Raw genomic sequence first — 19,422 nt, 5'->3', positions numbered from 1 at the left:
CCATGCCGCAGACCGACCCCGCCGCCCGGTACGAGCCGTTCGCGCTCACCGAAGTACAGGAATCGTTCTACGTCGGCCGCACGCTCGGGGGCGGCACCGGCGCGGGAACGCAGATCCACCTCGAGTTCGACGCCGAGGGACTGGACACCGACAGGGCCGAGGCCGCCTGGAACGAGGTCGTCGCCGTCACCGACATGCTGCGGGCCCGCCTGCTGCCCGACGGCCGTCAGGCGGTCCTGCGGGACGTGCCGCACTACGCCGTCCGGCGCGCCGACCTGACGGACGCCGCACCGGACGAGGCGGAGGCCGCGCTCGCCCGGCTGCGGCAGGAGGCGCTGAGCGGATTCGACCCGCACCGCTGGCCCTTGTTCGCGGTACGCGTGGCGCAGCTTCCCCGCGGAAGGGCCCGGGTGCTGTTCACCGTGGACGAGCTGATCGCCGACGGACCCAGCGTGTCGCTGCTGCTCCAGCAGTGGTACGCCGCCTACGCGCACGGCACGGCCCCCCGCCCGCCCGGCATCACCTTCCGGGAGTACGCCGAAGCCACCGCCGTCACCGAACCGCCCGAGGAGTCCCTGGCCCACTGGCGGGACCAACTGGCCGGCGTCGACCTGGACCGCCCTCTGCCGCTGGCCACGGACCCTGCGGGCGCCGCTCCGGACGCTCCCGCGCACCGGCGGCTGACGCTGAGCCTGGAACCGGAGCGCTGGGACCGGGTCCAGGCGGTGGCCAGACAAGCCCGGGCCACCCCGACCGCGCTGCTCCTCGCCCTGTGCAGCGCCGCCGTGCAGGGTGCCGGCCGCGACCCCCTGCCGGTGGTCCTCACGACGTACAACCGGCGTCCTGTGCACCCCGACGTGGCTCGCCTGGCCGGGCCGTTCCTCTCCACGTCGGTGTTCGTCGCACCGCCGACGGGCGGCACCCTGCGCGCCCGCCTCGACCAGGTGCGCACCCGGCTGTGGCAGGACCTGGAGCATGCGGCGGTCAGCGGGGTGCGCGCCCTGCGCGAGCACACCAGGGCCACCGGCGGACAGCGGGGACGCGCCGTGCCCGTCGTCTTCACCAGCCTCCTGGGCAGCCTCGCCGCGCTCGACGATGCCCCCGACGACCCGGCCAACTGGGCCGCCCACGTCGACCTGTCCGCCTCGGCCACCCTCACCTCGGGCGTCCACCTGGAGGCCTGCGTCCAGGAACGGGCAGGCGCGCTCCTGCTGTCCTGGGACTACGCGCCGACCGCGCTCGACGCCACCCGCACCGAGGCGGCCTTCGCGGCGCTGCGGGAGTCGCTGGAGCAGCTCGCGCGGGACGGCGCCGACGCCCTCGACCGCCCCCCCGGCCCGCCCGCGCCCGACGACGGGCCCGTGCCCCTCACCGAGGTGCAGTCCGCCTACCTCGTCGGCCGCATGGGCGCACTCGGCGGTGCCGCCGAGACCCGCGTCTACCAGGAGTTCCTGCTGGAGCGGCACGACCTCGACCGCCTGGAGCGGTGCTGGAACCGGCTCGTGGCGCACCACCCGATGCTGCGGGCGGCCGTGCACGAGGACGGCACCCTCGCCGTCGCCCCGCGGGCGGACACCCCGGCCTACCGCATCGCCCGGCACGACCTGACCGCGTCCCCCGACCCCGAGGCGGACCTCGCCGCGGTCGCCGAGCGGCTGCGCGCGGGCACCTTCCCGCTCGGCAGCCGCCCGATGTACGCCCTCGAGGCGAGCACCCTGCCCGACGGCACCGCCGTGCTGCACGTCGTGCTCGACGCCCTCCTCGCCGACGCCCGCAGCTTCGCCCTGCTGTTCGGCCAGCTCTTCACCCTGCACGACGGCGACGACTCGGTGCTCACCGAACCCGCCGACCCCGTGCCCCACCTGCGCGCCCTCGCCGAGCGGCGGGCCCACGGAAGCGAGGAGCACACGCGGGCCCGCGCCGAATGGCGGCGCAAGTTCGTGACGCTCCCCCCGGGGCCCGGGCTTCCCGAACCGGCCCCCGACGCGGCGCGCAGGCACCGTGCGGCCCCGCTCGGCTCCTGGCGGCGGCTGACCGAGCGCGCCGCCGCACTCGGCGTCCCCGCCGATCTCGTGCTGCTCACCGCCTACACCGACGCACTGCGCGCCGAGTTCGGCCACCGGGGCCCCTTCACCGTGACGGTCGTGTCCTGGGACCGGCCCGGCACGCTCCCGGGCGCCGCCGGCATGGTCGCCGACTTCACCCGCCTGGCCTGGGTCGTCGTCGACGACACCCTCCCGGCGTCCTTCGCCGACCGCGCCCGCGAACTGTGGTCCCGGGTCCGCGCCGACCTCGAACGCCACGAACGCTGCCCCGGACTCGGCGAACTGCGCACCCGGGTGTTCCGTTCCGGCGGGGCACTGCGGCTGCCCGTGGTGTTCACCCGCGTCCCCGAGATCGACCCGGCGCTGCACCCGCGGGGCGTGCGCCTGCGCACCAGCCAGTCACAGACCGCGCAGGTCGCCCTGGACCATGTGCCGCTGCTGACCGGGGACGACCTGATCGGCCAGTGGGACGCGGCCGACGGCGCGCTCGACCCCGACCGCCTGAAGGCGATGTTCGACCGCTACGCGCACCGCGTGCGCCGCTTCGTGGACGGGGACGAACCGTCACCCGCGCCGGCCGCGGTGATCGACGCGGCCGCACTCGCCGACGGCCATGCCGACGCCGAGGACGCCGGAACCGGCGACACGGCCCCGGCCCCCCTCGCCGCACCCGTGGACACCTGCGCTCCCGTGACCCTGGTGGAGCTCGTCGAGGCCGGGCTCACCGGACGGGACGACCGGGTCGCCGTACGGTTCGGCGGACACACCGTCACCTACGGCGAACTCGCCGGGCGCACCGCCCGGCTCGCCCGCCACCTGCACGCCCTCGGCGTCCGGCCCGGTGACCACGTCGCCGTGCACATGGACCGCTCCGAGGACCTGGTCGCCGCGCTCGTCGCGATCGTGCGGGCCGGCGCCGTGTACGTGCCGGTGGACCCCGCGAACCCGCCCGAGCGGGTACGCCACCTCCTCCGGGACAGCGGCGCCCGGGTCGTCGTCGCCGACGAGGCCCTGGCCGCCGTACCCGCCGGGACGGGTGCGGTCGTGGTGTGCCCCGGCCGGGAGGAGGACCGGCGCGCGCTCGCGGAGCACCCCGCGGCCCCGCCCGCCGTGGCACTCGGCCCCGACGACCCCGCCTACACCATCTACACCTCCGGCACCACAGGGACGCCCAAGGGCTGCCGCAACACCCAGCAGGGCGTGGCGAACCGCCTGCTGTGGATGCAGGAACGCTTCCCTCTCGGCCCTGCCGACCGGGTCGTGCAGAAGACGCCCTACGGGTTCGACGTCTCGGTGTGGGAGTTCTTCTGGCCGATCGTGGCCGGCGCCTCGATCGTCGTGGCCCGGCCGGGCGGCCACACCGACCCCGCCTATCTGGCGCGCCTGCTGCACGAGGAGTCGGTGACGGTCACGCACTTCGTGCCGTCCGTCCTCGGCATGTTCCTGCGCCACCCGCGGGCCGCCGCCTGCGGCACGCTGCGGTACGTCTTCGCCAGCGGCGAGGCCCTGCCCGTCGCGACCATGCGGCAGTTCTACGAGGTGTACGGCACCGGCGCGGACGCACCCGAACTGCACAATCTCTACGGGCCGACCGAGGCCGCCGTCGACGTCACGCACTGGGCGTGCCGCCCCGACTGGGACGAGCCGACGGTGCCGATCGGACGGCCCGTCGCCCATACCCGCATCCACCTCGTCGACGAGCGGCTGCGGCCGGTGCCGCCGGGCACGCCCGGGGAGATCCTCATCGGCGGCAGGCAGGTGGCCCTCGGCTACCACCGCCGCCCGGAACTGACGGCCGAACGGTTCGTCCCCTCGCCCTTCCCCGAACAGGATCCCTCCCCGCGGCTGTACCGCACGGGCGACCTCGGCCTGCTCGGCGACGACGGCGAGATCCGCTACCTCGGGCGCATCGACGGGCAGTTCAAACTGCGCGGACTGCGCATCGAGCCCGAGGAGATCGAGGCCGCGCTCACCGGGCTGCCCGCCGTCGCCGAGGCGCGGGTGCTCCCGGTGCGTGAGGAGGCGTCGGGCGAACAGGTGCTGGCCGCGGTCTGTGTGGCGCGCACGCCCGGCCGGGCGCCGGGCGTCGGAGAACTGCGCCGGGCCCTCTCGCAGGTGCTGCCGCCGTATCTGGTCCCGAGCCGCTTCCTCTTCGTGGACCGGCTGCCGCTGACGGCCAACGGCAAGCTGGACCGCGAGGCCGCCGGACGGCTCCTCGACGCGGCCCCGGAGCCCGGCCCGCGCGCGCTGCCGGGGGCGGACGCCGCCCCTGGCACGGGAGCCGCGGACGACGGCCGGGCCGCACGGATCCGCGCGGCCGTCGCCGAGGTGCTCGGGGTGGCCGAGGCGGAGGGGATCGACGCGGACGCCGACCTGTTCGACCTGGGCGCGACCTCGTTCAGCATGATCCGCCTCGCCCAGGAGATCGAACGGATCACCGGGACCTCGCTGCCGGTCGACGCGCTGATCAGCGGGCCGACGCTCGCCGCGCTGACCGCCGCCGCCCTGCCGGCCGCCCCCGGTACCGGTCCGGCCCGGGCAACGGCCCCGGCCGGGCTCACCGCCGAGGACGTGGCCCGGACGGCCGCCGCCGTGCTGAACCTGCCCGCCGTCGATCCCGACGCCGACCTGTTCGACCTGGGCGCGACCTCGTTCAGCATGATCCGCATCGCCCAGGAGATCGAATCCGCCACGGGCCGGACGGCCCCCGTCGACGTGCTGATCCGCACGCCCACGGCACGCGCCGTCGCGGACGGCCTCGCGCCTGCCGCGGCGGGCCGGGACGGCACCGCACCGGCGGCCGCCACGGGGACGGACGTGCGGATCGCCCTCGACCCGCAGGCCAAGGCGGCCTTCAAACAGGCGCGGATCGCCGAACGGCGGCTGCCGGCCTCGCTGCCCCGGCTGCCCGTGCCCGCACCGGGCCCCGCCGAGACGCTGGCCCTGTTCGACGCGTCGTCCTTCCGGGACTTCGCCGCCGGGCCGGTGCCCGCGGACGACCTGCTCGATCTGCTCGCCACCGTCACCTGGGGCGACCTCGACGGGCGGGCCAAGCGGCGCTACCCCTCCGGCGGCGGCTTCTACCCGGTGCAGGTCTATGTGTACCTGGCGCCCGGCGCCGTGGCCGGCGCCGACCCGGGCCTGTACTACCTGCATCCCGCCGAGCGGGCTCTGATCGCCCTCGCTCCCGACGCCCGCTACGGCACCGACCTGCACGTCTTCCACAACCGTGCCCTGGTGGAGGGCTCCGCCTTCGGCATCTTCCTGCTCTCCACCCCGGCGGCCATCGCACCGGCCTACGGCGAGCGCAACGCCGCCCGGTTCTCCACCGTCGAAGCCGGGCACATCGCCCAGCTGTTGCTCACCGGCGCACCCGGGCGGGGACTCGGGCTGTGCGCGGTCGGCGAGATGGACTTCGACGCCGTCCGCGCCGACTTCGGCGCGGACGACGACCAGGAGCTGCTGCTGTCGCTGTGGGGCGGCGCGCTCACCGCTGACGTGCGGGCCCGCCGGGACGCCCTCCGGGCCGACGCCGCAGCAGCCCCTCACGCCGAGGCGGCCCCTCATGCCGAGGCGGCCCTTCACGCCGCGGCGGCCCCTCATGCCGAGGCGGCCCTTCACGCCGAGGCGGCCCTTCACGCCGCGGCAGCTCCTCATGCCGAGGCGGCCCCTCATGCCGAGGCGGCCCCTCATGCCGAGGCGGCCCTTCACGCCGCGGCAGCTCCTCATGCCGAGGCGGCCCCTCATGCCGAGGCGGCCCCTCATGCCGAGGCGGCCCCTCATGCCGAGGCGGCCCCTCATGCCGCGGCAGCTCCTCATGCCGAGGCGGCCCCTCATGCCGAGGCGGCCCCTCATGCCGAGGCGGCCCTTCACGCCGAGGCGGCTCCTCACGCCGCGGACGACGGCGCCGCGGACGGCCGCACGGCGGTCGCCGTCGTCGGGTTCGCCGCCGAGCTGCCCGGCGCACGCACCCTGGACGAGCTCGACGTGCTGCTGGCGGACGGGGGCACCGCCATCGGGCCCGTGCCCGGACACCGCTGGGCGCCGCTGACCTCCGGCGCCCGGCGTGCCGGCGCCGCCGTCGGCGGCTACCTCGAGGACGTCCTGGCCGCCGAGGCCGAGGAGTTCGGGATGGACCCCGACGAGGGTCCGGCCGTCGACCCGCAGGAACGGCTGCTGCTGTCCGTGGCCCGCCGCTGCTTCGAGGACGCCGCCGTCCTCCCGGCACGGCTGGCCGAGCAGGGACCGGTCGGAGTGTTCGCCGGGTCCATGTGGCACGACCACGCGCTCCACGGCGTCACCGCCCGGGCCGCCGGACGCCCCGACGAGGGCACCCACGCCACCCGCGGCGGCCTCGCCCACCGCACCTCGCACGCGTTCGGGCTGACCGGGCCGAGCGTGCTGCTCGACACCGGCTGCGTGTCCGGGCTCGCCGCCGTGGAAGCCGCCTACCGGGCCGTCGCCGACGGCCGCTGCCCCGCCGCCCTGGCCGCCGGGGCCAACCTCGTGCTGCACCCCGACCACCTCGACGTCCTGTCCGGGATGGGGCTGATCGCCGAGGACCCCGACTCCTGCGCCTTCACCGACCGGGCGAGCGGCTGGCTGGTCGGCGAAGGCGTCGGCGCCGTGCTGCTCAAGCCGCTGGAACAGGCACTCGCCGACGGCGACCCGGTGCACGCCGTCCTGCGCGGCGGGGCGCTCCAGCACTCCGGCACCACACGCCAGTTCGGCGTGCCCGACCCGCAGCGGCAGGAGGAGACGATGCGCTCCGCTCTCGCCGACGCCCGCCTCGCACCCGCCGACATCGGCTACGTGGAGGCCGCCGCGGCCGGCGCCGCTCTCGCCGACGCCCTGGAGTTCACCGCCCTGAGCCGGCTTTTCACCGCCGACGCCGGGACGGGGGAGACGGTGCCGGTGGGCACCGTCAAACCGAACACCGGGCATCTGGAGGCCGCCTCGGTCTTCGCCCAGCTGGGCAAGGTCATCACGCAGTTCCGCCGCACCGAGGTGTACCCGACGGTCCGGTCCGCGGACGTGAACCCGGCCGTCGCCCGCGCCACGGGGCCGGTGGCCCTGGCGGGGCCGGGGACGGACCGCTGGCGTACCGCGCCGGGCCGCCCTCGGCGCGTCCTGGTCAACGGCTTCGCCGGCGGCGGCTCGTACGGCAGCCTTGTCGTCGAGGAGCCGCCGGCCGGCGCGCCGAGCGCCGACGACGGCACGGTGCGCGCCCTGCCGCTGTCGGCCGACACGCCGGAGAACCTGGCCCTCCTCGCCGACCGCCTGGCCGACGCCTGGGAACGCGACCCCGGCCTCACCGTGGCGTCGGTGGCCCGCACCCTGCGCGAAGGCCGTACCGACCGCCCCGCCCGAGCCGTCCTGGTGACCGGCCGCGCGACCGCGCCGGCCGGACTGCGCGCGCTGGCGCGGCGCGTCCGGCAGGGGGGAGCGGGCATCGCCGAACTGGCGGCCTCCGCGCCGGCGGACGAACTGGCGCCCACCGGAGGGTGGCTCGCGGGCGAGCGGGTGGCCTGGCCGCCCGTCGACGCGCCCCGGGCCGCCCTGCCGGCCACACCGCTGAACCAGGTCTCCTTCCCGTTGCCGACGACAGGTGCGGCGAGCCGGGCCGACGGGCTCTCGGCACGGCTGGGCCGCATGTGGGGACTCGGCCCGGCCGAGGAGCCGGCCCCGGCGCCCGGCACAGTCCGCCCACCGGGAACCGGCCCCGCGCCGGAGGAGGACTCCTGTGGTCCCGGCGTCGGCCCGGCCGGCGGCGCCGGAGCGGGCAGGGACCTCGCGGCCGGCGGGTTCGAGCGGCTGGCGCGGATCGTCGCCGCCGAGACCGGTGTGCCGGCCGAGCGGCTCACCCCCGGCCGTGACCTGTTCGAACTCGGGGCCACCAGCCGCCAGTTGCTGCGGATCGCCGCGCGGATCGCCGCAGACGGCGGCCGGGAGCCGTCCCTGGAGGACCTCTTCACCGCGGCCGATCTGGGCGCGCTCGCCGAGGCCGCCTACCCCGCCCACCCGCCCGCCACCGTCTGACAGGCAGTGATCACCATGACCCGGATCTTCATGTTCCCCGGCCAGGGCGCCCAGCGCGTCGGCATGGGCCGGGAGCTGTTCGACCGCTTCCCCGCACTGGAGGAGCAGGCCAGTGACGTGCTCGGCTACAGCCTGCGCACGCTGTGCCTGGAGGACCCCGACGGCCGGCTCGGCGACACCCGCTACACCCAGCCCGCCATGTTCGCCGTCAACGCCCTCGCGCTGCAGGCCCACCTGGAGGACACGGGGGAGCGGCCCGACCTCGCCGTCGGCCACAGCCTCGGCGAGTACAACGCCCTCCAGGCCGCGGGCGCGTTCGGCTTCACCGACGGACTGCGCCTGGTCGCCGCCCGCGCCGAGGCGATGGCACGGACCGGCGGCGGCGGAATGAGCGCGGTGATCGGCCTGCCCGAGACCCGGCTGCGTTTCCTGCTGCTGCGCGCCGGATTCGGCTCCCTCGACCTCGCCAACCTCAACACGCCCGGCCAGATCGTGCTGGCCGGGCCGGTGGAGGACCTGGAGGAGGCCGGGCCGATCCTGGAGGACGCGGGAGCCCGCGCGGTGCGGCGCCTCGCCGTCAGCGGCCCTTTCCACTCCCGGTACATGGCCCCCGCGGCCGAGCGGCTCTACCCGGTCGTCGCGGCCACCCGCTTCGCGCCGCTCACCGTCCCGGTCCTGGCCAACGCCACCGCCCGCCCCTACGAGCAGGAGCGGATCGGCGACCTGCTGCTCCAGCAGATCCATCAGCCCGTGCGCTGGTGCCGGACCATGGAGTCGATCCTCGACGGGGAGTACGGACCCGAGCCGGAGTTCACCGAGATGGGCACCGGCACCGTGCTGACCGGCATGCTGCGGCAGATCCGGCGCGAGCGCGGGGCGGCGGTCGGCGCGGCGGGCCCTCGGTGAGCGGGTTCGCGGCCGGGCCGGACCCGGGCAGCGTGCACCTGTGGTTCTGCCCCAACGAGACGTTGGAGGAGCCCCTGGCGGAGACGCTCGCCGAACACTGGCTGGACGAGCACGAACACGACGTGGCCCGGCGTTTCATGTTCCCGCGCGACCGGCGTCAGTACCTCGTCGCCCATGTGCTGGTGCGCCGCGTGCTCAGCCTGGTCACCGGGGTGCCGGAGGCCGAGGCGGCGATCTGGCGCTCCTCGCGCGGCCGTCCGTTCCTGCGGTCCGCGTTCGGCGACGGCCCGGGCCGGCCCGTACCGGACTTCAACCTGTCGCACGCGCACGGACACAACGTCGTCGCCGTGGGCCACGGACGCCGCGTCGGCGTCGACGTCGAGCGCACCGACCGGGCCGCCGAACGCGGCCTGGACTGGATCGTCCAGAGCTACTCCTGCGAGGAACGCGCGCGGCTCGCCGAACTGCCGCCCGGCCGTCAGCGGGACCGCGCCACGCTGCGGCTGTGGACGCTGAAGGAGGCGTACGCGAAGGCGCGCGGACTGGGGCTCGGGCTCCCCTTCGACTCCTTCGCCTTCGAACTCGCCGACGACCGCGGTGTGCTGCGCTTCCGGCCGCCCGACGACGACACCGCCGAGCGCTGGACGTTCGTCGAACTCCAGCCCCGGCCCGAGGTGCTGGTGTCGCTCGCTGTGGAACGCGGCAGGGAGAACTCCGGTCCCGCACGGCGGCTGTTCGTCCACGACGGGTTCCCCTGGGGCCGGCCCACCCCGCGCGAGCTGCCGCTGCCCGTGCCGCACCGGAGCCCCCCGGCCCCGGCGGGCCTGGCCGGCCGATCCGACTGACGTAGGACCCGAGGAGACGACCGTGAGGACACACCCCCCGACGGAGGACCGGGCCGCCGGCACCTCCCACACCACCGCACAGGCCTTCCGCGAGGCGATGGCGCACCTGGCCGCGCCGGTCAGCGTCGTCGCCGTGCTCGATCCTGCGGGCCGGCGCCGCGGTTTCACCGCCACTTCGGTGACCTCCGTGTCGCTGGACCCGCCGATGGTGCTCGTGGGCGTGGACCACCGCTCCAGCTGCCACGAAGCGCTGACCGGCGCGCCGGAGTTCACCGTGAACGTCCTGGTCGCCCACCACGGCGAACTGGCCCGCCGGTTCGCCACCCACGGCGTCGACCGGTTCGCCGGCGCGGGCTTCGCCGGCTGGCCCGGCACCGGCACGCCCTACCTGCCCGACGCCGGGGTCCTGCTGCGCTGCCGCACCGCCGACGTGGTCAGGGCCGGCGACCACGACCTGGTCCTCGGCGCAGTGACCGACGCCCGCACCGCCGAGTCCGCCCCGGACCCCCTGCTGTGGTACCGCAGGGCCTTCCACACCCCCGTCCCCGCCCTGCCCGCGGCCGCAGCGGCCTAGCCGCCCGGGCTTGCGCCGTCAGCGGGCCCGGGCCGGCGCCTGGGACGAGAGCAGGTCGAAACGGCGGATCAGGGCCTCCTGCTCCAGGGTGAGGCGCTCCACACGGCGCCGCAGACGGGCGATCTCGTCGGTGAGCGTCACCACCGTGGCCTCGTGCCCGGAGCCCGGTACGTCCTCGCCGCCCGCCGGGCGGGGCAGGGAACGGACCGAGGCCCGGGGCGGGCCGGCCGGGCCGGGCACGGCGAGCGACGGGTCGTGATGGAGGATCGCCTCCATACGGCCGCGCAGCACCGGCCCGGGCTCCACGCCCAGCTCGTGCGCCAGACGCGTGCGCGCGCGGTCGTAGACGCCGAGCGCCTCGGCCTGGCGGCCACAGCGGTACAGGGCCACCATCAGCAGGTCGTAGAAGCGCTCCCGCATCGGGTGGTCGGCGGTCAGCTCCTCCAGTTCGCCGGTGATCTCGTCGTGCCGGGCGGCCCGGAGACAGGCGTCGTACAACGCCTCCAGGGCGGTCAGCCGGTTCTCCTCCAGCTGAGCCGCCTCGGCCGCGCAGATGTCTCCGCGCACACTGCCCTCCAGCGCCGGCCCCCGCCACAGCGCGAGCGCCTGGCGCAGCAGTTCGGCGGCGTGCCCCGGGTCGGAGACGGCGGCCGCCCGGCCCTCGGCGGCCAGGCGGTTGAACCGCTCGGCGTCGGTGGTGGCACACCCCAGGCGCAGCACGTAGCCGAGGGAGCGGGTGACGATCCACTCGTGGTGGGCCTCGCCCGACCCGGCGGACGGCACCGGCAGCAGCCGGCGCAGCCGGGCCACATGGGCCTGGAGGGCGTTGGTGGCGTTCGCCGGCGGATGCTCGCCCCACAGTTCGTCGATGAGCCGGTGCACGGACACGATCTGCCCCGACTTCACCACGAGCGCCCCCAGCAGGGCGCGCTGCTTGGCGCCCGTGGGCAGGATCCTGAGCCCGGTGCGCTCGTCGTGGACCTCAACGGGACCGAGAATGCGGAACTGCATCTCTTCCTCGCATGTCACTCAGAAGCGGTCGGGGTCGGTGAAGTGCAGCGGCACGGACGGCTCCTTGCCCTGCACGAGGTCGGCCACCACCTCGCCGATGCCCAGGGAATGCTTGAAACCGTGGCTGGAGCATCCGCCGGCCACCACGATCCGCGCGTCACGCCCCGGCCGCCCGATGACGAACTGGCCGTCCGGAGTGCGGGCGTAGATGCCGGCCAGCGCGCGCGAGGGCGCCCGGCCCGCGCCCGGCACCGCCCACCGCAGGTGGTCCGCCAGCACCTCCCAGTCGGCCGGCGCGACCGACCGGTCCATGGTGTCGGGGTCGACGACGCGGAAGTGCTTCCCGCCGTCCTCCAGGCCGAGCTTCAGTTCGCTGCGGCCGGGCAGCGTGCCGTGCCCCCACAGCACGTCCCCGCCGTCGATCTCCCGCATGAACACCGGCAGCCGGTTCAGCGCGAACCGCTCGTGCGGCTCGTCGGGCGTGAACCAGGTCGTCGGCATCCGCACGACCTCCAGCGGCAGCCCGGGGACCAGCCGGCCCAGCCACGGGCCGGGCGTGAGCACGGCCTGCGCGGCGCGCAGCACCCGTCCGGCGGCGGTGTGCACGGCGACACCGTCACCCGCGTGCTCCACGGCCGTCACCCGGGTGTCCGTGAGCACCCGCGCCCCGGCCGCGCGGGCCGCCCCGGCCGCGGCCTGGATGGTCCGTTCGGGCAGGGTCAGCCCGCCCTGCGGCTCCACGACGGCGACGTCACCGGCCGCCAGCCCCTGGTGGGCCGGGCAGCGCCTTTGCACCGTGTCACGGTCCAGGACCCGCACCTCCAGGCCGTGCTCCCGGGCGGCGCGCAGGGCACCGCCGGCGATCCGGCCGTCGGGCGGGCCGATCAGCATCGCCCCGGTGGGATCCAGCAGATGGGCGCCGGTCTCGGTCTCCAGCTGCCGCCACAGCTCCCGGGAGCGCTGGGCGAGCGGCACCAGACCGGGGTGCTCCAGGCAGGCCGTGCGGAACATCCGGCTCTCCCCGTACGAGGAGCCACTGGTGTTGGCCAGCCCGTGGCGCTCCACCCCGATCGCGCGCAGACCGCGCCGGGCCAGCTGCCACAGTGCCGCGGCGCCCCACGCGCCGAGCCCGACCACGACGACGTCGGCGTCCGCCTCCCGCCGGCCGGTCATGACGGCCTCACCGCCGCCGGCGCCCGCAGCGCGGCCGTGGCGTGCCGCGTGACCAGCCGGAGCAGCGGCCCCGGGTCGTCCTGGAAGTAGAAATGGCCGCCGTCGAACAGGTGCAGTCCCTGGAAGTGCGCGGCGTGCTCCTCCCAGCCGGCCAGGCGGCCGGGGGAGACGACCACGTCGGCCCGTCCTCCGTACACCGCGAGGGGCACGGTCAGCGGGGCGGTGCCGGGGCGCGGCCGCCAGCTCTCCACCAGACGCAGGTCGTTGCGGATGGCCGGGCCGAACATCGCCCACAGGTCGGGGTCGTGCAGCACCTCGGCGGGGGTGCCGCCCATGGCCGCGAGGTGGACGCGCAGTTCGTCGTCCGGCAGCTCGTGCCGCCGGGTTCCGTCGCCCAGCGGACGGGGAGCCCCCCGCGCCGACAGGCCCAGCCAGACGGGCAGTTCGCGTCCCTCCTCCTCGAGCAGCCGGGTCAGCTCGTAGGCGACCAGTGCGCCCATGCTGTGCCCGAAGAACGCGAACGGGCCGGTCAGGTCCGCGCCCAGGCGGCGCAGGAAGAAGCCCGCCAGCCGGCGCGCGTCGTCCAGCGGCGGCTCGTCGGCCAGCCGCCCCCTGCCGGGCGCGTCCGGCAGGCGCACGTCCCAGCGTTCGGGCAGCAGGCCCGGCCAGGTGCGGTAGAGCAGGTGGGAGCCGCCCGCGTGATGGAAGACGAACAGGCGGAGCTCCTCGGACGGTCCGGATATGCCGTACATCGCCTCTCCTGAAGGTCGGGCCGGGTCACGCCGCTGCGGCGAGGCCGCCGGTGAACGCCGGGGCCACCTCGCGGGCGAACAGCTCCACGGCCCGCTCGGCACGGTCGAACGGCAGGTGGCCGGGGTTGAACTGCAGACTCAGGCACAGGTCGTCGCCGTACCAGCCGCGGATGGTCTCGATCTGCGCGGCCACCTCGTCCGGGGTGCCGGCCAGCACCTTGTGGTCGGCCAGGGACCTGTCGAAGTCGTAGGCCCGGACCTTCTCCACGAACGCCTCGTAGCCCGGATACTGCTCCGAGCGCGCCTCGGCCCAGGAGGCCACCGCCCCGGCCATCGTCCGCACGTAGTTCTCCTCGCCGGCGCGCGCGTCGGCGAGTGCGGTGGCCCGGTCCTCGCCCAGGTAGCAGGTGTACTTGATCTGGATGCGGCCCGGGCCCTCGTGGCCGGCGGCCGCGCGGGCCCCTCGGTAGGCCGCGGTCATCGCGGTGAGCTGCTCGCGGCTGGTGACGGACGGGACCACCTGGAGGTGGTGGCCGCGCTCACCGGCCAGCGCACAGGACGCGGCGCTGGTCGCCGACGCCACGAACACCGGGGGGTGCGGGCGCTGGTAGGGGCGGGGGAAGCCGGTGACCGGCCCGAAGCGGTGCACCTCGCCCTCGAAGCGCACCTCGCGTCCGCTCCACAGAGCTACGCAGGCGTCGACGACCTCGTCGAAGCGGGTGCGGCTCTCGGCCATGTCCACGCCGAACAGGTCGAACTCGTCGGGCAGGAAGCCCCGTCCGAACCCGGCGTCCAGCCGCCCGTGGGACAGGTTGTCGAGCTGTGCCAGGCGGGCGGCGATCTGCACCGGGTGCGCGAACGCCGCGATGACCGCGCCGGTCACCAGCCGTATCCGGCTGGTCCGCGCGGCCACGGCGGTCAGGAAGACCACCGGGTCGGGGCTGTAGCCGCCGTACGGGGAGCCGTAATGCTCCACCGTCTGCACATGCTCGAACCCCAGGGCCTCGGCGAGCGCGGCCAGCCGGAGACTCTCGTCGTAGTACGTGCTCGCGGATTTGCGTTCCGGGTCGACGACCGGAAAGAAGTTCACGCCGAATTCCATGGATGGCTCCGTCTGGTGATCCGATTCCGGCTGGCCGGAAAGGGCGGCTTTGATTCCTCCGCTGTCGGACCATAGACGGTCACGGTCACTCCGGGGACGGGCGCGAGCGTGCCTCCAGCGTTTTTCCGGACCCCTTCGAGTTCACGTCATGCGGCGTTCGCGGACTTCCGGCGGGAAATGAGCAGCCACCAGTCGCCGAGCGTGGGACGCGCCATCAGCTCGGGGAATCCGACCTCGATGCCGCGCCGGTGCCAGGCGGAGATCAGCGACATGGCGGTGATCGAATCCAGGCCGTGGTCCACGAGATCCTCGTCGTCGCCGGGCAGTTCCGTCTCGGGCAGCTGCATGCCGCGGGCTACCATCTGGCGCAGCAGATTGCGCGTCAGCGGGTCCGCGCCCTCGGGCACCGCCCGGCCGTCGTCCCGTCCGGCGCTTTCGGTGGTCTCCATGCCGCGAAAAGCTAACAGCGGCCGTACCCGGAAGGAAGACGGCTCCCGACGCTCTTTCCCCCCGGTCAGCCAGACGTCAGAGAGGCGTCAGACCCGGCCCGGGAAGCGACACCGGAAAACCACTCGACGACTCCTCGAGAATTCACGACGGACAGGTTGCGGCGGGATACGGTGCGGCTCGTGTTCATGTCGTGGGGAAAGGACAGCAGATCCCCGCGCGGCGCAAAATCGACGAGCCTCGGGCACCGATTCGCACACCGGCTCGGCAGCCGAGTACAGCCGTCGAGGTACGGGGAGGAAACCATGAAGATACGTGTTCTGGGTCCACTGAGTGCCGACGTCAACGGGATGTCGATCGTTCCCACGGCCGGGAAGCCACGGCAGATCCTGGCCCTGCTCGCCCTCTACCCGGGGCGGGTCATGCCCGTGCCCACCCTCATGGAGGAGATCTGGGGCACCGAACTGCCGCAGAGCGCCCTGACCACCCTGCAGACGTACATCCTTCAGCTGCGCCGCCGGCTCGGCACCGCCATGGGACCGGGCGCCCCCGGCGCCGCCAAGGGCGTGCTGGCCACCCGGCACGGGGGCTACCTGCTGCAGATACCGCCCGAGGCGGTGGACGTCCACGAGTACGAGTGCCTGGTCGCCGAGGCCCAGCAGTGCTTCGAGGACGGCGAGGACGAGCGGGCCGCCCGCAGCTACCGCAGGGCGCTCGACCTGTGGCAGGGGCCGGCCCTGGTCGACGTGCGCGTCGGCCCCATCCTGGAGATCGAGGCGATGCGTCTGGAGGAGAGCAGGCTGGTCACCCGGGAACGCCGTATCGACGCCGACCTCCGGCTCGGCAGGCATGCCGAGGTCACCGCCGAGCTGATGGACCTGATCGCCCGGCACCCCGAGCACGAGGGGCTGCACTCGCAGGCGATGGTCGCCCTGTACCGCTCCGGCCGGCAGGCCGCGGCGCTCGAGGTCTACCACCGGCTCCGCCGCCGCCTCGTCGGCGAGCTGGGCGTGGAGCCCTCACCGCAGCTGCAGCGCCTGCACCAGGCGATGCTGGCCGTCGATCCCCAGCTGGACGTGGTGTCCGGGCCGCGCCGCTCCTCGACCTTCGACCTGTACGCGGCCTGAGCGCGGGCGGGCGTCGCCGGCCGGCCCGGCGGCACCCGGACGATTCGAGTGTTTCTCCAGTCCTCTGACCGACTCTCGAGCCGTTACCACACAGCCGGCCGCTCGGGCGTAAGAGACGGAGAGCACCCATGCGACAGTTCGAACTGGACGATCTGAAGGCCCTGCTGCGCGAGTGCGCGGGCGAGGAGGAGGGCGTCGACCTGGACGGCGACGTCGTGGACGTGCCGTTCTTCGAGCTCGGCTACGACTCCCTGGCCATCCTGCAGACCACCGGGCGCATCGAGCGCGACTTCGACATCGCCCTCGACGAGGAGGCCCTGGACGAGGCGGACACCCCGCGCGCCTACCTGGACCTGGTCAACCGTGCCCTGGCCGCCGTCCGCGCCGCGGCCTGACCGCCGCGCGGGGGGCACCGCCGGCGCCGACACCGCCGACACCGCGGACACCGTGGACACGGATGTCGCCGTCGTCGGGGCCGGCCCCGCGGGGCTGGCGCTCAGCCTGATGCTGCTGCGCTCCGGCGTACGCGTCGCGCTGGTCGAGAAATCCGCCGGGGACCTGGCCGCCGCGAGGCGCGACTTCCACGGGGAGGTCCTCCAGCCCGGCGGCCAGCGGGTGCTCGACCAGCTCGGCGTGCTGGCGCCCGCTCGGACGCGCGGGGCCCGGCGCCTGACCGGATTCCGGCTGCTGGAGCGCGGGCGGGTCCTGCTGGACGTCGACTACGGCCGGCTGCCCGGCCCCCACGACCACCTGCTCGCGCTGCCGCAGCGGCACCTGCTCGCCGAACTCCTCGCCGCCTGCCGCGCCTTGCCCGGTTTCCGTCACCTTCCGGGCCACCGCGTGTCCGCGCTGACCGAAGGACACGGGCGGTGCACCGGCGTGGTGGCGACCGGTCCCGGCGGGCGCCGCGTCACCGTGCGGGCCCGCGTCGTGGCGGGCGCCGACGGCCGGTACTCCAGGACGCGGGCCCTCGCCGGCATCGGGGCCGGGCGCACCGAGGCCTTCGACCAGGACGTCGTATGGTTCTCGCTGCCCGCCCCCGGCCGGGCGACCGGCACGGTCGCCGTGCACCGGGCGCCCGGCAGCGCCGTCCTCGTGCATGACACCCATCCCGACCGGCTCCGCATCGGCTGGACGCTGCCGCACCGCGGCTGGCCCGCCGTCGCCGCCCGCGGCGTCGAGGCCGTCCGCGCCGAACTGGCCGCCGCGCTGCCGCAGTACGCCGACCTGGTCCGGGACCATGTGCGTGCCCTGGACGACCTGCGGCTGCTCGACGTGTTCGCCGCCCACGCCGACACCTGGGTGCGCGACGGGCTGGTGCTGCTCGGCGACGCCGCCCACACCCACGGCCCGCTCGGCGCCCAGGGCGTCAACCTCGCCCTCCAGGACGCCGCTGCCCTGCACCCGGTCCTGGTGGACGCCCTCGCCGCGGGCGACTGCTCCCGCGCCCGGCTCGGTGCCTTCGCCCGCCGGCGGGGACCCGCCGCCGAGGCGGTGACCCGGATGCAGAAAGTCCAGGCGAAGGCGCTGCTCGGAGCGGGAGGACCGGCGGCGGACGCGCTGCGCTCCCATGCGGCCCGACTGGTCGGCCGCACCCCGCTGGGCACGCGCATCACCCGGCGCATCGCCTACGGCCGCACACCGCCCGAGGTGCGGACGGACCTGTTCACGGTGCGGACGTCCTCCCCGCAGCCCGCCTGACCGGACCGGCCGTCCCCGCGGGGGGCGGCCGTCCCCGCGCGGGGACGGAGGCGGTGTCCGGCACGGCGGCGCTTCGACCGGGGCGCTAGGCCGCCCGGTGAGACTCGGGACAACCGACACCCGGGAGGAGAACGGCCGTGCCGTCCAGCCCCACCGTCCCCACCACAGCGCCCGCGCCCTTCGCCGAGACCACGGAGATCGCCGACGGCGTCCACGCCTACGTCCAGGCTCCGGGCGGGTGGTGTCTCAACAACGCCGGCGTCATCGTCTCCGGCGGCGAGAGCGCCCTCGTCGACACCGCGGCCACCGAGGCCCGCGCCCGCCACCTGCGCCGCACCGCGCTGCGCCTCAATCCCCAGGCCGCGCCGCGGACCGTGGTCAACACCCATTTCCACGGTGACCACGTCTTCGGCAACCACCTGTTCCCCGAGGCCGTGCTCGTCGGCCACGAACGCACCAGGACGGAGATGATCGCCTCCGGCCTGCACCTGACCGGGCTGTGGCCGGACGTGGAGTGGGGCTCCGTCGAACTGGCCCCGCCCACCCTCACCTACGCCGACGCCCTCACCCTGCACATCGGTTCGCTGCGCGCCGAGCTCGAACACGTCGGACCGGCCCACACCTCCAACGACACCGTGGTGTGGCTGCCCCGGCAACGGGTGCTGTTCACCGGCGACCTGGTCATGAACGCAGTGACCCCGTTCTGTCTCATGGGCTCGATAGCCGGGTCGCTGCGTGCCCTGGACCGGCTGCGGGCCTACGGTGCGCGGACCGTCGTCCCCGGTCACGGGCCGGTGTGCGGGCCCGAGGTGTTCGACGCCGTCGAGGGCTATCTGCGGCTGGTGCTGCGCGTCGCCGAGGACGGCAGGCGCGCCGGCCGCACACCGCTGGAGGCCGCCGGCGCCGCGTCCCTCGGCCCGTACGCCGCGCTGCTGGACCCCGAGCGGCTGGTGCCCAACCTGCACCGGGCGTACGCCGAACTGGACGGCGTCCCCGCGGACGATCCCCTGCCCGGCGAGGTGATGCGGACGGCGCTGGCCGAGATGATCGAGCACCACGGGGGGCTGCCCTGCTGTCTCGCCTGACGACGGCGCGGACACGACGACGCCCGGGGCGGGACCCGTCACACGACGGGCCCCGCCCCGGGCGGATGGTGCGTTCGGGGCCGTGGCCGCTTCAGACCAGGTGGTCCTGGCGGACCCGGCGGAACGTGGTCAGCAGGCCGCCGTCCTCCCCGACCGTCAGCACGTCGGTGACGAAGCAGCTCGGACCGGTCTGCGGCTCCGGGGTGCCGGGCCGGGTGTGCAGCACCAGCGCGTAGTACTCCGTGCGCACGGTGCCGTCGTCCTGCGGGAAGACCTGGAGCATGTTGAACCAGTGGCGGCGCTGCACCGGGTCGGCGGCGTGCTTGGTCCGCTGGTAGCCGCTCACCGCCGCGGCGATCGCCTGCCGTCCCACCAGCGGGTCGGTGCCGGGGCGGTGGTCGAAGACACCGTCCTCGGTGAACGTCGCGGCGAACTCCTCGGCCCGGAAGGCGTCGAGGTGGCGCACCTGCCCGGCGTAGAACTGCTGGATGCGAGGGTAGAGCTCGGTGAGGACGGGCGTCGCTGCGCTCACCTCGGCGGGGCTGGTCACGGTGCCTCCCGGGATTCGTGGCGGGGATCTACGGCGCCCCACCCTGCCCCGCACGGGTGGAAGGG

At 75.2% G+C, this 19,422-nt stretch carries 14 protein-coding genes; 8 read left to right on the top strand and 6 right to left on the bottom strand.

Going from position 1 to position 19,422, the window contains the following annotated elements:
- The first annotated feature begins 2 nt into the window (after positions 1-2).
- The 4 genes from ACF1AG_RS33005 to ACF1AG_RS32990 are packed head-to-tail and all read left to right on the top strand — an operon-like array spanning position 3 to position 10,409.
- Positions 3-8,084, top strand: a complete 8,082-nt coding sequence (locus tag ACF1AG_RS33005; RefSeq protein ID WP_391810915.1) for an amino acid adenylation domain-containing protein — start codon at positions 3-5, stop codon at positions 8,082-8,084.
- Between the two features lie 15 nt (positions 8,085-8,099).
- Positions 8,100-8,990: an ACP S-malonyltransferase gene (gene fabD, locus ACF1AG_RS33000; RefSeq protein ID WP_359607221.1), complete on the top strand. Its 891-nt coding sequence runs from the start codon at positions 8,100-8,102 to the stop codon at positions 8,988-8,990.
- Entirely contained in the window at positions 8,987-9,835 is an 849-nt protein-coding gene (locus ACF1AG_RS32995) for a 4'-phosphopantetheinyl transferase superfamily protein (protein WP_359752747.1), read from the top strand. Before fabD ends, ACF1AG_RS32995 begins: the two co-directional genes overlap by 4 nt.
- A 22-nt stretch (positions 9,836-9,857) precedes the next feature.
- Positions 9,858-10,409: a flavin reductase family protein gene (locus tag ACF1AG_RS32990; protein WP_387798858.1), complete on the top strand. Its 552-nt coding sequence runs from the start codon at positions 9,858-9,860 to the stop codon at positions 10,407-10,409.
- A gap of 18 nt (positions 10,410-10,427) precedes the next feature.
- On the opposite strand, the gene ACF1AG_RS32985 is transcribed toward ACF1AG_RS32990, so the two are convergent.
- The 5 genes from ACF1AG_RS32985 to ACF1AG_RS32965 form a co-directional block, all read right to left on the bottom strand.
- Positions 10,428-11,420: an AfsR/SARP family transcriptional regulator gene (locus tag ACF1AG_RS32985; RefSeq protein WP_359607214.1), complete on the bottom strand. Its 993-nt coding sequence runs from the start codon at positions 11,418-11,420 to the stop codon at positions 10,428-10,430.
- A gap of 18 nt (positions 11,421-11,438) precedes the next feature.
- The gene (gene solA, locus ACF1AG_RS32980; protein ID WP_359607212.1) at positions 11,439-12,593 is read right to left on the bottom strand and encodes an N-methyl-L-tryptophan oxidase; all 1,155 of its coding nucleotides are present in this window, start codon (positions 12,591-12,593) and stop codon (positions 11,439-11,441) included.
- Positions 12,590-13,345, bottom strand: a complete 756-nt coding sequence (locus ACF1AG_RS32975) for a thioesterase domain-containing protein (protein WP_359607210.1) — start codon at positions 13,343-13,345, stop codon at positions 12,590-12,592. Before ACF1AG_RS32975 ends, solA begins: the two co-directional genes overlap by 4 nt.
- 25 nt (positions 13,346-13,370) lie before the next feature.
- The gene (locus ACF1AG_RS32970) at positions 13,371-14,447 is read right to left on the bottom strand and encodes an LLM class flavin-dependent oxidoreductase (RefSeq protein ID WP_359607208.1); all 1,077 of its coding nucleotides are present in this window, start codon (positions 14,445-14,447) and stop codon (positions 13,371-13,373) included.
- Between the two features lie 146 nt (positions 14,448-14,593).
- Positions 14,594-14,896 carry a phosphopantetheine-binding protein gene (locus ACF1AG_RS32965; protein ID WP_359607206.1) on the bottom strand — a complete coding sequence of 101 codons (303 nt, stop codon included), beginning with the start codon at positions 14,894-14,896 and terminating at the stop codon, positions 14,594-14,596.
- Positions 14,897-15,199: 303 nt separating this feature from the next.
- On the opposite strand from ACF1AG_RS32965, the gene ACF1AG_RS32960 reads away from it, so the two are divergent.
- From ACF1AG_RS32960 to ACF1AG_RS32945, 4 genes are all read left to right on the top strand, one after another.
- Positions 15,200-16,021 carry an AfsR/SARP family transcriptional regulator gene (locus tag ACF1AG_RS32960; protein WP_359607204.1) on the top strand — a complete coding sequence of 274 codons (822 nt, stop codon included), beginning with the start codon at positions 15,200-15,202 and terminating at the stop codon, positions 16,019-16,021.
- A 128-nt stretch (positions 16,022-16,149) separates the two neighbouring features.
- The gene (locus tag ACF1AG_RS32955) at positions 16,150-16,416 is read left to right on the top strand and encodes an acyl carrier protein (protein ID WP_359607202.1); all 267 of its coding nucleotides are present in this window, start codon (positions 16,150-16,152) and stop codon (positions 16,414-16,416) included.
- Between the two features lie 52 nt (positions 16,417-16,468).
- The gene (locus tag ACF1AG_RS32950; protein ID WP_391810914.1) at positions 16,469-17,722 is read left to right on the top strand and encodes an FAD-dependent monooxygenase; all 1,254 of its coding nucleotides are present in this window, start codon (positions 16,469-16,471) and stop codon (positions 17,720-17,722) included.
- Positions 17,723-17,859: 137 nt separating this feature from the next.
- Positions 17,860-18,807 (top strand): MBL fold metallo-hydrolase, encoded by a 948-nt coding sequence (locus ACF1AG_RS32945; RefSeq protein ID WP_387798863.1) that lies wholly within the window; start codon positions 17,860-17,862, stop codon positions 18,805-18,807.
- Between the two features lie 91 nt (positions 18,808-18,898).
- On the opposite strand, the gene ACF1AG_RS32940 is transcribed toward ACF1AG_RS32945, so the two are convergent.
- Positions 18,899-19,357, bottom strand: coding sequence for a nuclear transport factor 2 family protein (locus ACF1AG_RS32940; RefSeq protein WP_359605837.1), 459 nt, complete (start codon positions 19,355-19,357; stop codon positions 18,899-18,901).
- Positions 19,358-19,422 lie beyond the last annotated feature (65 nt).

This window comes from Streptomyces sp. NPDC014764 (assembly GCF_043082785.1).
Lineage (GTDB): Bacteria > Actinomycetota > Actinomycetes > Streptomycetales > Streptomycetaceae > Streptomyces > Streptomyces althioticus.
Note: the sequence above shows the minus strand (reverse complement) of the source record. Positions and strands in the feature narration are given on the sequence as shown.